The sequence below is a fragment of the Paenibacillus sp. J22P165 genome (assembly GCF_059692015.1).
On the sequence record NZ_JCAUAP010000003.1, the window covers coordinates 468,175 to 480,682 of the forward strand.

At 45.6% G+C, this 12,508-nt stretch carries 8 protein-coding genes; all 8 read right to left on the minus strand.

Annotated features, from left to right (window positions below; translation table 11 throughout):
* Positions 1 to 2: 2 nt before the first annotated feature.
* Positions 3 to 1,175 (minus strand): oligogalacturonate lyase family protein, encoded by a 1,173-nt coding sequence (locus AC58QM_RS09775; protein WP_497283417.1) that lies wholly within the window; start codon positions 1,173 to 1,175, stop codon positions 3 to 5.
* A 32-nt stretch (positions 1,176 to 1,207) separates the two neighbouring features.
* Positions 1,208 to 3,409, minus strand: a complete 2,202-nt coding sequence (locus tag AC58QM_RS09780) for a glycoside hydrolase family 88/105 protein (RefSeq protein ID WP_497283419.1) — start codon at positions 3,407 to 3,409, stop codon at positions 1,208 to 1,210.
* Positions 3,410 to 3,539: 130 nt separating this feature from the next.
* Positions 3,540 to 5,810 (minus strand): helix-turn-helix domain-containing protein, encoded by a 2,271-nt coding sequence (locus AC58QM_RS09785; RefSeq protein WP_497283421.1) that lies wholly within the window; start codon positions 5,808 to 5,810, stop codon positions 3,540 to 3,542.
* A gap of 128 nt (positions 5,811 to 5,938) precedes the next feature.
* Positions 5,939 to 7,471, minus strand: a complete 1,533-nt coding sequence (locus AC58QM_RS09790; protein ID WP_497283423.1) for an extracellular solute-binding protein — start codon at positions 7,469 to 7,471, stop codon at positions 5,939 to 5,941.
* 60 nt (positions 7,472 to 7,531) lie between these two features.
* Positions 7,532 to 8,410 (minus strand): carbohydrate ABC transporter permease, encoded by an 879-nt coding sequence (locus AC58QM_RS09795; protein ID WP_497283425.1) that lies wholly within the window; start codon positions 8,408 to 8,410, stop codon positions 7,532 to 7,534.
* A 15-nt stretch (positions 8,411 to 8,425) separates the two neighbouring features.
* Positions 8,426 to 9,331 (minus strand): ABC transporter permease, encoded by a 906-nt coding sequence (locus tag AC58QM_RS09800; protein WP_497283635.1) that lies wholly within the window; start codon positions 9,329 to 9,331, stop codon positions 8,426 to 8,428.
* A 269-nt stretch (positions 9,332 to 9,600) separates the two neighbouring features.
* Positions 9,601 to 11,058, minus strand: coding sequence for a sulfatase-like hydrolase/transferase (locus AC58QM_RS09805; RefSeq protein ID WP_497283427.1), 1,458 nt, complete (start codon positions 11,056 to 11,058; stop codon positions 9,601 to 9,603).
* A 38-nt stretch (positions 11,059 to 11,096) separates the two neighbouring features.
* A complete protein-coding gene (locus AC58QM_RS09810) occupies positions 11,097 to 12,446 on the minus strand; it encodes a glycoside hydrolase family 27 protein (protein WP_497283429.1) in 1,350 nt (449 codons plus the stop codon).
* Positions 12,447 to 12,508 lie beyond the last annotated feature (62 nt).

Here is a 12,508-nt window from a genome sequence, read left to right on the forward strand (position 1 = left end):
TCTTATCTTTCTATCCGCTTGTCACTCTTTATTGTTTTCTCCCAATCTACTCTTGCCATATAGACATTGGATTTGCCTCCCCTGTCGGAAGAGAACACAATATGCTGGTCATCTCGAGTAAAAAGAGGATGCGGATGCGACATCTGGCTCCGCCAGGAAGTGCCATGTGCACAAAGAAGACCGACTTCTATGGCATCGCCTTCGTACCTCAACAAGGACATATAGTTCCCCTTATCCTCCATCACTTCGCGAATAGGCGCACGATCGCCGACACCCATCGTTTCCCCATAGTTCATCTGTACATGGGAGGGGCGTGTGTAAGGGTAATAATATCTTCTCTCGTTCGAGCCATCCACATTGATGAAAATATCACCATGCAGTAAAAATTCGTCACCTATGCGCTCCCTAGATGAATATTGGGCCCCAATCCTGCCGCTGGCGGTAAAAAATTCATGTCCGATCCGTTCCAAATTCACTTTTTGATCCACGAGCGGATACACTTTGTCAAGGTCGATGCGCGCCGTCCACATCCTCTGAACCTGAAGCCATGGACCTTCATGGCAGAACACAATAATATTCGAGTCGACCGGGCTTATATTCACATGGGAAATATACTGACTTTCTCCCCATACCACGTAGGGAGCTCTTCTTTCGATATCATAACGGATGACCACGCTCGTTGGTCTGCGGAAGTGCTTTTCCCTGTGCGTGGAATAGGTACCACCTGTTTCCGTACAGAGTTCCATGTGTTCCACATACGAAAATGCTAGGAATTTCCCTGAATTATCAATAGATAGATCGCTGGGCTTGAAGCCGATTGGAATTTGCATGAGCTCTTCCGTTTCCAGATTATCAAGGCGAACCCGCATCAATGTACGGTCGGCAAAATAATAAACAATATGATGCCAGGCATCGAGTACGGAACTGAAAGGACTAACCCCGTCCTTATCCGTAATCTGCACCATTTGTCCATCTTTAAATCGTAAGGTGTACAATTGCATCGAACCCGTGCGGTTAGAAGCCAGAAGGATGTAGTTATTTTCAGAATCGATCAATGTTTTCGTAAAATAGGGATGATACGTATCGCCGGAACTGTCAGTGAGCTGTATCACCTCGACACCCGTCAACTCGTCTTGCTTTCTGGTGATCGTTGAGTAATATACATCGCCTTTCATATTCTTCCACTCCTCATCATGTATTTTGCAATCTATACAGTTGCTAACATCTGATTCATATTGTCGGCTTCGATTCCGGCAAGCAGGACGATACCAATGCCATGCGGATCGTTCGTAACCGCCTTAAGATCATACTTGTAATAATCAGGGGAATAGGAATATTTCGATCCGCAGCATACACCATGGACAGATCCATTGCCTTCAAAGGCATCGCTGATTAATGCGCTCCACCCTTTGCGTACGGCATCCGCATACAATCGGGGCTTATCCAGCCAGCCGAAACGTACCCCTCTGGCAAAAGCATAAATAAACATCGATGTGCAGGACGTTTCCTCGAACGATCCTTCATCTGTCAATACTTGATGCCACAAGCCGTTTTTCCCTTGGCGGGCAAGTAACCCTTCGGAGAAATCTCGGAAGAAGGAAAGCAACGCGCCCCTGTCCGAATGGTCCTCCGGCATCATCTCCAGCAACTCCGACAAAGAAAAGAATACCCAACCGTTTCCCCGTCCCCAAGGTATCCCATTAGCCATATGAAATTTGAAATCATAGACATGAGACATCAGCTTTTTGTCAGGGAGATACAAGTATTTCTTAAAAAGAAGAAACTGTCTGGCAGCTTCATCCAGCCATTTGCGTTCTCCTGTCAGCTTGTAGTATCGGGTCAGGAATGGGGTACTCATGTATAAGTCGTCCGCCCATAACGTATTCTCCATGTAGTAACCTATGGATTCCCGATAGAACGCACCGTCATCCTGCCGCTCTTGCGTGTTAGCCATATAATCGGCAATGATATGCGCCAGCCTCACAAAATCTTCATCCCGTGCCTCTTTGTTTGCCTCCAGCATGGCACTGCCAATCGAACCGCAATCGTCCAGCATCTTCATATCCACCAGCTTCGTGTTAATCGCTGGATACCCATACTGCTCACGGTCCCACTGCGAGTAACTGTACATGGTCGTACACGCTTTCAGATGTTGAATTACGTATCGAATGATATCGTATCTCTCGAGCTTTCTGCCTGTTTGGAGAAGGCCGTATAAGGTCACGCCGATAGGATAATTCCATCTTGCGTAACGGGCATTGTGCAGATAAGGTCTAATCCAAACGTCTGGCCGGTCTATTCGCCAATAGGTCTGGTTGCCCGCTTTCTCATCGGCACTATCCGCTTCGAACAGACTGTACATTGTTTGCAACTGTTCAGGAACAATGTCTTCGGAGCGCTCTATCGGCCCTATGTAAAACCAGCATTCATCTGTACCTTTCACCGAATGAGGCTGACAGAATGAATACGTCTCCTCTCCAGCTGACACATCCAGTGAAAACCCCCAGTCTCTCACCCCACAAGCCGACTCAACTAACCAATTGTGCGTCCCGTAAGCGAGATTGGCCTCAACCTCAAATGGCCCTTCTTTCTCGGTCAAACCAACTAGTTCGCCGTTGACCCAGATGCGCAGCCGGCCGGTTGACCATCCTTTCAACACGAATGGATTTTGACCGGGGAGAACGGATTCACCTTTGGACCAAGCATAAGCCACCTTATTGGGCTGAATACCGAATATTCGAGCGCAGTTCATCAGCGATGCCTGCTCCGCAGCCCACGCCAGTGAAGGAAACCACCGGACGGAGGAGTCCGATTCCTTTCCTCTCACTTCGGGAAAGTTATTTTCCCCAAACCTTTCATCGTTTTGTGGCTCCGAGTACACCCAACCGCCACAGTCATATCGTTCAAGGAAAGGATTCATAAAATCAAGCGGATTCGAATGGCTGCGGTTTGAGCCGAATACGCAGCCAAAGCCGGAAGCTACCTTGCGGAAAATGAGTAGGAAAGTATTCCAGCCTTTTTGCAATTGGACATCAACAATCTTGCGTGTCTCCACGTTTACTTCTTCCGGTACACCCGATTTATATATCTGCTTGCCATTCAGCAGCAACTTAGTCGGACCATAACAATTGACAGCCGTTTCGACAGACCTGACATTGTCACTCCAAAGCATGCCTAGCGCAAAGGCAAATTGGCCAAAGGTTGCATCTGGAAGTTTCTCGTTCATATTAAAATCATATCTGCCATCCTTCAGCTGTGGAATTGAAAGCCTGCTAAAGCAGCGAAATACGAACGGATGTGGGGGATTATTCGCTAAATAGGCGCCTGCTATCGTCTCAAGGATGGTGTCTGTGTCCTGGTCTGCTAGCTTATATTTCATACCAGCTTCTATTTCAAAATACCTTTTCATTCTTTCTCCTCCTTTCGCCTTTAAATATAGGTTCCAAGCTTGATTTCAGTCTATATTCATTTGTTCAGATAGCGCAAAAACGCCCTTCTTCCGGGTATTACCCCAGTTCGAAGGACGTTTCGTTACTCGCTTATTTCGCTCCACTTCCAGTAACAGGTGTTTCTTGCATCCGTTCGCGATACTGACCCGGTGTCTCCCCCTCTACCTTACGGAAAGAACGGATAAAATTCGTTGAACTTGTATATTTCAACTTCTCGGAAATGTCGGAGATCTTCATATTCGTTTCCATGAGCATCTGCTTGGCTATCGTCAGCCGGTATTGTAATAAATAATCACCGAAATTAACGCCTGCTTCCTGTCGAAACACTTTGCTGACATAATGGGGATGGTATTCGATCCGGTCAGCACATGATTCCAGGGTCAAGTCCGTATCGTATCCTTCGTGGATCATCTGGATGACAGCTTCCGAAATTTTGCGGAATTGATGACTCCGTTTTTCCTCCAGCAGTATCAATACCGGCCCTACAACAACCTCCTTAAACCAGGCCTCTACCTCTTCCGTCGTTCTCAGCTTAAACAGGCTTTCAACGATCGATTCATCATCTTTCATTAATGTGCGAATCGAGATTCCCTGATCCTGAAGTAGACTGCCCAGTTCAGATAAAAACCGGATAAGGGAAAACTGGTAATCGTGGAAGTGAAAGGGTTGTACGACCAGTTCTCGGACCATTTGGTGCAGAAGAAGAGTCGCTTGCTCCAAGTCGGAGGAGTTAACAGCCTGCTTGAGTTCATCCGAAATTTTAACAGGATACGAAGTCTCCACAGGGGAATCCGCAAAAATATCACGTATGGAAATAATTGTCTCGTGACCAAGCTTAACTCGGTATCTGAGGGCATCAATGGCTTCTTTATAAGCTTTAGGTACCTTCGTCCATTCCTCAAATGCATAACTAAGTCCGACGCTAACCGATATGTTTAAATAGGTGCGAACCGCTCGTTGAATCTCCTCTGCCAGTTTATATACGTCCTCATCCGAAGCCGGATCAATACGGTCAGTACCCAGAATTGTCAGCTGAGATTCGTGTAGAACAATTGGATTTAGCAAGGTATGTCGTGGAGCTAGCTCCCCCGCAATATTGTTTACGGCAAACAAAAGCAGATCCAGATCCTTCTCCTCATATCGGCTTCCTTCGAGTGTATCGATTTCGATCGCCATCACATACATGCGTTGCCAACTCTGCGGGAATTGTAAAGCCGACAACTTCTCCTTTATTTCCCTTGGTCCAACCTCGCCAAAGAAGAGCTTTTGTACAAAAAATTGATTTAACTGTACAACCTGCCCCTGGATTTGGCCGGACATTTCCTGTTGTCGATCCAATAAAGTAAGAAACCGTGTGCCGATCTGCTGCAACTCATCTTCGCGTTTGAGATTATGGGAAGGCTGAAGCATATCCTGACCGATGACTGTGGCATAAAGCTTGCGTATTGGACTGTAGAATCGATTCGAGCCCATGACAGAGAAAATTAGAACAAGGAGAACGATGATTAAGCAAATCCATATGGTAAACTGACCGATCGCTTTCGATTCTTGCGTGATCATATCGATTGAAACCGCCGACACATACATCCATCCCGTGAGACTGGAACGAATAAAGGTAACTGAATACTCCTGCTTGCCATAGTGGACATTGACTTTGCCCCCATCGGCATCCATCCGTTTCAGTTGATCGACTAACTCCGTTTCACCGAGAAAGGCTCGCGTAAAACTCTCATCTTGATAACCAAGCAGTTTCATCCCACTATCCAACATAAAAACGCTTCCCAGCGGGCTTGTGTCTAATAGCAGCTTACGCAGGTGTGAAAAGGGGATATCTGCCGTGATGATCACATCGGGGTCTGGATCATAAGCTGGCTTTTTACTGATCATGCGAATCCCATTTTTATTCGATTCCCATATTGTCTTTTGCGGAATTTCCATAGTTGGATGGCTGTTATCTTGGTTGAAAGGATAAATCCCCTTATTTCCGATCTGCCATTTGCCGTGCATGTTGAAGAATTCAATATCACTAACACCCAGCTCAAACACCTGCAATTGACGAATCGTTCCTGTCAGTTGTTCAAATTCATTATAATATTTACCCTCCAGCGGCAAGGAGAGAACACTCTCCACAAATGGAGAATGAAGCATCGTTGTGGCGGAAGCTTCTACCGTCTTCAGGTTCTGCTCGATGCGCGACTGGCTTAGCTTTAATATTTGTAAATTGCCTTCCTCCACATAATTTTGAATTGTACCAGAAGTACGAAAATAAGAAAAAAATCCTAATGCCAGCAGCGGTACGACACCAAGTAGAAACCCGTATAGCACTAATTTATTTAAATATGTTAGACCTCGAGTTTTCATGAATATACCTCCGCTGCTGGATGCTTGATCTTTCAGTTCTAATTTTAGCATATAACTAATGATAGCTAGTCGATTCCCCGTTAGTAAGCGGAAAAAGACGGAAGAGATCTCCCATCTTTTAATGCCGATTATTTACCGCCTTGTTTCTTGTAGTCCTCTGTGAATTCCTTCATGATTTGATCGCCGCCTGCTTTGCTCCACTGTTCAAGGGCTTTTTTGTAGCCAGCCTCGTCGATTTCGCCCATGATGAATTTAATCTGCGCGTCACGGCTGATTTTATCTAATTCTGGACCTTTCTCAGTCTTGGTTTTGGAATCCAGTGGTGTCGTTACATCGTAAATAGCAATCTTCGCATTGTCAGCCACCATCTTTTTCCCTTTGATGACTAGCGGGTCAGTTGATTTAATCGGTAACTCATTACTAGGATTTGCGACGCCAAAATTGAGATAGTTGGCATCCGACTTGCGGTCTTCAGCGCGGGGATTCGCAGGCTCAACGAATCCGTCTAAGATCTTATAATCGATATCCTTAATACCTTTTCCCGTCAATGTTAACATTTCGGGGGTCGACATTTTATCATAGAAAGTTAGAATTTTCTTTAAATCCGCTTCCGTTTTAATGCTGCTCTTAGAAAATACAATGGCGCCATTGTATCCTGAAGTAGCTGATACGATCAGCCCTTTTGGTCCCGTCACGCCTTGAATCAAATCGAATTCAGCTTTCGGATTCACCTTTACCGCTTCTTTCTGAATACCTGGAGCGTCGGATTCTACGGCGATCATGATCCCCGCTTTGCCTTGTGCCATCATATCCCGGCGTTGCTGCGTATTGATGATAGGGAAGTCGGAATTCATCAACTTCTCGGAAAACAGCTTCTTGTAATATTTAAGACCTTCCAAATACTCTGGCGTCAAGAAGTTGGGAACCACTTGCCCGTTCTGCACACCATAATTCATTGGGGCGCCATGATAAACGGCAATGCTGCGAACCATAGCATTTAACCCGTCTTCCACCAGTCCGACCGTATCTTTCTTACCGTTCCCGTCCGGATCATTTTCTGTAAATGCTTTCGATACTTTGTATAAATCATCCAACGTCTTCGGCATTGCTAAGCCCAATTTATCCAGCCAATCCTTGCGGATTGTAATGACGTGGCGGGCAGCATCCCTATGACGAGGAAGCATGTAATATTTACCATCAATTGCAATTCCTTTCAATACCTCTGGGTCCATTTGTTTGCTTAAATTCGGATAGTCCTTCAAATAAGGACCCACTTCCCAGAATGCTCCTGAGCGAGCTGCATTGATGATATTAGCGGATTTCGTTTCATTTGTGAACATGACCTGTGGAAGCGTTCCAGAAGCCATCGTAGCGTTCAACTTCTCTTTATACGCCGTTTCCGGTACCCAAGTGATATTCAGTTTCGTATTCGTAAGTTTCTCCAGTTCTTTTTGCACATCACTTGTTTCTTTCGGTGCCACACCTTGCATCGTACTCATAATTTCAATTGTCGTGGGCGTTGCGTCCTTCGCTTTTTCCGTTTGCTGTGCAGATGCTGGTTGCTCGGATGTTTGCTTCTCAGCGGAACAAGCCGTCATCAGTAAACCAACCATGCTAACCGCCACCACTGCTTTTACACCTACATTTTTACGCATATCCATGTAATCAAGACCTCCATTTTATAATAGTTGAGAATGCTATGGTTAAATGGGTTCTATTATTTATCCTTTGATAGAACCCATCATAACACCTTTCGCGAAATGCTTTTGTAAAAAAGGATACACACATAGGATTGGAAGTGTTGCGACCGTAATGACAGCCATTTTCACCGTTTCAGGCGGCAATTGAATATCCCCGTCAAGGTTCGCTGCATCGTCTAACCGGCCTTCGGATAACAGAACAAAGGAGCGGAGTAGCACTTGAATCGGCCATTTATCGGTATCTCGGATATACAGAATGGCCGACATGAACGTATTCCAATGACCAACTGCGTAGAACAGACCGAATGTCGCCAGCGCCGGTAGTGAGAGCGGAAGGATGATCCGTATAAGGATACTGAGATCATTGGCACCGTCAATTTTGGCTGATTCCTCAATGCCATCCGGCATCTGCTGGAAGAAGTTTTTGAGAATAATGAGGTTAAAGGTACTAATTGCACTTGGAATAATCAGCGCCCACATGGAATCCAGCAGTCCCAAAGCTTTCACGATCAGAAACGTGGGGATCATGCCTCCACTAAACAGGAGTGTGAAAATCACCATCATCATAATCGGTCTACGTCCGATTAGATCTCTTCTCGAAAGTGGATAGGCCATTAAGCAAGTCATGATCAGATTAACAATGGTTCCGCCCACTGTTATCAGAACGGTGACCAGAAGGCTTTTCAGAATACGGTCCGTGGAGAATATAAAACGGTACGCATCCAGCGTGAAATGTGTTGGAAACAGCACGAAATCTTTTGTAAGCTTCTCTGTCGGACTAGCGAATGATGAACTAACAACATGGACGAAAGGGAGCAGTGTACTCAGTGCAAACAGGATCAGAATTGTATAATTGATAACGTCAAACAAACGGGAACCCCAACTTCGCTCGTGAATCATATGTCTCACCCTTCCTTAGAAAATGCCTTCTTCACCGAATTTTTTAGATAACCGATTGGCAAGTACGACTAGAATGAGGCCAACCGCTGATTTGAACACACCTATGGCCGTCGAATAACTGTACATCCCGTTCAGGATGCCGGCTGTGTAGACATACGTATCAAATATTTCAGCTACTTCCCTATTGAGTGAGTTAAGAAGCAAGTAGACATGCTCAAATCCGAGCTCAAGAATATTACCAAGCTGCAAAATAAACATAATCAAAATGGTGCTTCGTATCGACGGCAACGTGATATGCCACATTTGACGCAACCGACCTGCGCCGTCCATACGTGCCGCTTCATAAAGATGGGTATCTACGCCTGCCAGAGCTGCAAGGAAGATGATTGTTCCCCATCCTGTATCACGCCAAATATTTTGCAAGATATACATCGGGATAAATTTATCGGGGTCCATCATAAACGTGAAAGGTTCGAAACCGAGTGAAACGATCCACTTTTGAAATAAGCCGTCATGCGACTCAAATAGGACATAGAACATACCGATAATGATCACCCAAGACATGAAATGAGGGATGTAGATCAGCGTTTGTATCGCTTTCTTAAACCGTTCTTTCCTCAGTTCATTGAGCATAAGCGCTACAATAATCGGCATCGGAAAGACAATAATCAGATTAACGAGAGACAAAACCAGCGTGTTCTTCAGTAGTTTAAAAAACGTAGGTTCACTGAATAAACGAATAAAATGCTTTAAGCCTACCCACTTACTACCGGACATCCCCTGGAACGGAGAGTAATCCTGAAACCCAATCGCAATTCCCCACATGGGACCGTATTTGAATAGTAAGAAGTAGACAATCCCCGGCAACAGCATTAGATATAGCCACCGATCCTTGAGTAGCTTCCCTGTCACGCGATTCATTTTTCTTCTTTTGGTTCGTGCTTCAGCCCGTTCATGTGCTGAATAATCGATTGCAGCCATTATGTCATTCACTCCTTCTCTCTATAAATCAAGTTCGCCGCGCCTCGTCTTCAGGAGCGATGCTTACGGCTTCATTCTAAGGAGCGTAGGAAATATCCGTCTATATTCATTTGTTCAGAATGCCATCTCACTCCATTTCTGCATATAAAAAAACACCAGTCACACACAAAAATGATGTGTTAGACTGATGCTTACTACTAACTATAATCTTACGCTACTGGCAGATCTTTTTTTATTTTCACAGTCTCATACACCGGCTTCCGCAATCCCTGAAGAAAGTCATCGATGGCTTGTCGATGCTCCTGAACGACAAATTGTAAGGAATCGTTATAAGCCAAATTATGCGTTTCATCCGGATCATTATCCATATCGTACAAAACATAACGCTGCTCGGGCCCCTCAAGGTTATACTGGATAAACTTCCACCGTTCCGACCTTGCCATCACCTGCATAGGTACACTATCTACGCTTTGCAGCCCCTGCACACTGAATGTAAATCTTCTCGCTACATGGGAATCTTCATCTCCGCTTCCACTGCTGATTACCGAACTGGACAGATCGTCGCCGGATAGCGTAGTCGGCAGGTGCTCTAGCGCCCCCGTAAGTCCCGCAAGCGTAGGATACAAATCCACATGGTTGATCAGCTTGTCGTTGACTTCACCCGCAGGAATGACACCTGGCATCCGCATGATGAGCGGTATACGAGCCGAGGAATCATACATCTGATTTTTAAGCCACAGTCCTTTTTCACCAGCCATATCCCCATGATCCGAGAAGTACACAACCAGCGTGTTCTCCGCGAGTTCAAGCGCGTCAAGCGTGTCCAGCAATTGATTCACATTATGGTCCATCCAGCTAATGCTGCCATAATACCGGGCTCGCGCCAGTCTGTTCATCATCTCGGTATTCTGAAACCAGCCAGCTTGCTCTGCCATTTTATACACAACCGCATTGCTTTCCAACTCCCCTGGGACGCTTTTCGGATAATCTATGTTCGCAGGATCATACATGTAATAAAAGTCTCTCGGTGTATTCCAATACCAGTGCGGTTGAACAAACGAAACGTGTAGGAAAAACTTTTCCGATTGATGATCCTTTAGGTACTGTACCGCCTCTTTCAGCATAATCGCATCGGTTTCCAATGACTCATCGTTCACTACTTTGCCATGCAGCCGTGAAGATTGTTTCCCTCCAGGACGAATATCCGTCATAGCATCAAATACTAGCTTGTCATCAGGATCAAATTGCGGTGGATCGGATGCTCTTCGCGCTTTAGTCTCCTCAGTAAAATGCTCTGTACTATATCTGTAATCATAGCCGTATTCGTATGACTCATGATTGGTATGCATTTTCCCAATACAAGCCGTCGTATACCCATGCTGCTTCCAATGATGCGCCCATGTCAGACTGCGTTTATCAAATACATGCGCGTTGCTGAGTTGGCCATGCTCCATTGGGTACTGTCCAGTGATAAAGCTTTGCCGGGTCGGGGCACAAATCGGATAAGCACAATACGCTTTCGTAAAAAGTGTCCCCTCGCTGGCCAGTCGATCCAAACCAGGAGTACGAATAATCGGGTGGTTCGCACAGCCCATGATTTTGGCATTATGTTCATCCGACGTAATAACTAGGATATTCCAATTATTTGGTGTAATCGCAGCGGTCATTCCTATCCATTCCTTCCTTCTATAAATTGAAAGCTACCTCATTTTCCCCCGATAAAATGGATAAACAATACGCCATTGGCATCAATCTGCGTTTCTATGGAAGTCCCGTCGTAGTTCATTGCAGGTTCTTCCCAAATATTCCGCAAAAGAAAGCCAGGATCATGCGGCAATGCGAGCTCTTGCAGTGTAATCGCAACCGACTTCTGCTCTCCCGTTCGGTTAAAAACACCTATCCATCCCTCGTTGAAACTGTCTTTTTTCCGAGTAGACCATGCCTCGATTCCCTCGTTATGATAAACCCTAGTTCCCATGACACCGTTTTGATTGCAAGCAATCATATCGGAATTCGTAAGTAATTCAAATGAAAACTCATCCGTTGTGGGAAGTGCACCTCCCATGAATAATGGAGAAGCAGCAAGAGCCCTCATCGTAATAAAGGTCAGCATTTGGCTCCGGTTTAGCCCGCTCATCCGTTCACTTCCTTTTCCGATAAAAAACTCTTCCTGCGAAGATACGTTAGATTCCGCTTGCTGTTTCTCTTCCGGTCTCCACACACAGAGATGCCCGAAAGGAATCATATCCATATCCAGCCAAAATCCTTCCTGACGAACATCATGAAATTCCAGCCACTTGTCGAATGCCTTGTCAATATCACGTTGATTGTCCCAGACATCTTTGGTTGTCCGCAGCATATTGGCGAGGCTATACGTGCCTATTTGTTCAATGACCGTTTGGCCCCCTGGTGAAAGGCTCAGAACGATATCGCGTCCGCATTGCTCGATCGCTTTAACAATCGCTTCGATCTCACGTGGAAAACCAGTAATATCATCCGCTTTGATGAAATCTACACCCCAATCGGCGAGCTGACTGATCCAAGCGTTATAAAATTGTTGAGCCCCAGGCTTATCCATATCAATCCCATAGTTATAATGGCACCATGCACAGGTATCCGCCGTATTGGCAATGTCTGCAGCCCGATAAGACGTACCGTAAATCGGCAGGTTCCTTTCGACGGCTTTGCGGGAAATACCACGCATGATATGAATACCGAACTTGAGCCCCAGTTCATGTGTACGATCAATCAAGGGCTGCAGCCCGTTCGGGAAATAACAATTGGAAGGTAAGTACCGTCCATATGCGTCTATACGAACATCAAGTGCATGCTTAGCTGTTGGAAATTGGTGACCCGGCTCTATGTCATATTCAGCAAACCAACCATTGTCGACGACGAAATAGTCATAGCCAGCGGCCTTCAATCGCGCAGCCATCACTTCCAAATTCTCAAGCAGCACCGCCTCAGATGCCGCGCAACCATAACAATCAAAACTATTCCAGCCCATCGGAGGGGTGGGTGTTAAGGCATGCTGTTTCCTAGTTATCGTTTCCAAACGAATAAGCTCCTTTGTGCGTATAGGTTAGTTGAGTCCCTCTATCATAAAAAGCTCTCCCC

Excerpts from the sequence above, each read along its gene's own strand:
- AC58QM_RS09775 (WP_497283417.1), bottom strand. The coding sequence starts at position 1,175 with ATGAAAGGCGATGTATATTACTCAACGATCACCAGAAAGCAAGACGAG.
- AC58QM_RS09780 (WP_497283419.1), bottom strand. The coding sequence starts at position 3,409 with ATGAAAAGGTATTTTGAAATAGAAGCTGGTATGAAATATAAGCTAGCA.
- AC58QM_RS09785 (WP_497283421.1), bottom strand. The coding sequence starts at position 5,810 with ATGAAAACTCGAGGTCTAACATATTTAAATAAATTAGTGCTATACGGG.
- AC58QM_RS09790 (WP_497283423.1), bottom strand. The coding sequence starts at position 7,471 with ATGGATATGCGTAAAAATGTAGGTGTAAAAGCAGTGGTGGCGGTTAGC.
- AC58QM_RS09795 (WP_497283425.1), bottom strand. The coding sequence starts at position 8,410 with ATGATTCACGAGCGAAGTTGGGGTTCCCGTTTGTTTGACGTTATCAAT.
- AC58QM_RS09800 (WP_497283635.1), bottom strand. The coding sequence starts at position 9,331 with ATGAATCGCGTGACAGGGAAGCTACTCAAGGATCGGTGGCTATATCTA.
- AC58QM_RS09805 (WP_497283427.1), bottom strand. The coding sequence starts at position 11,058 with ATGACCGCTGCGATTACACCAAATAATTGGAATATCCTAGTTATTACG.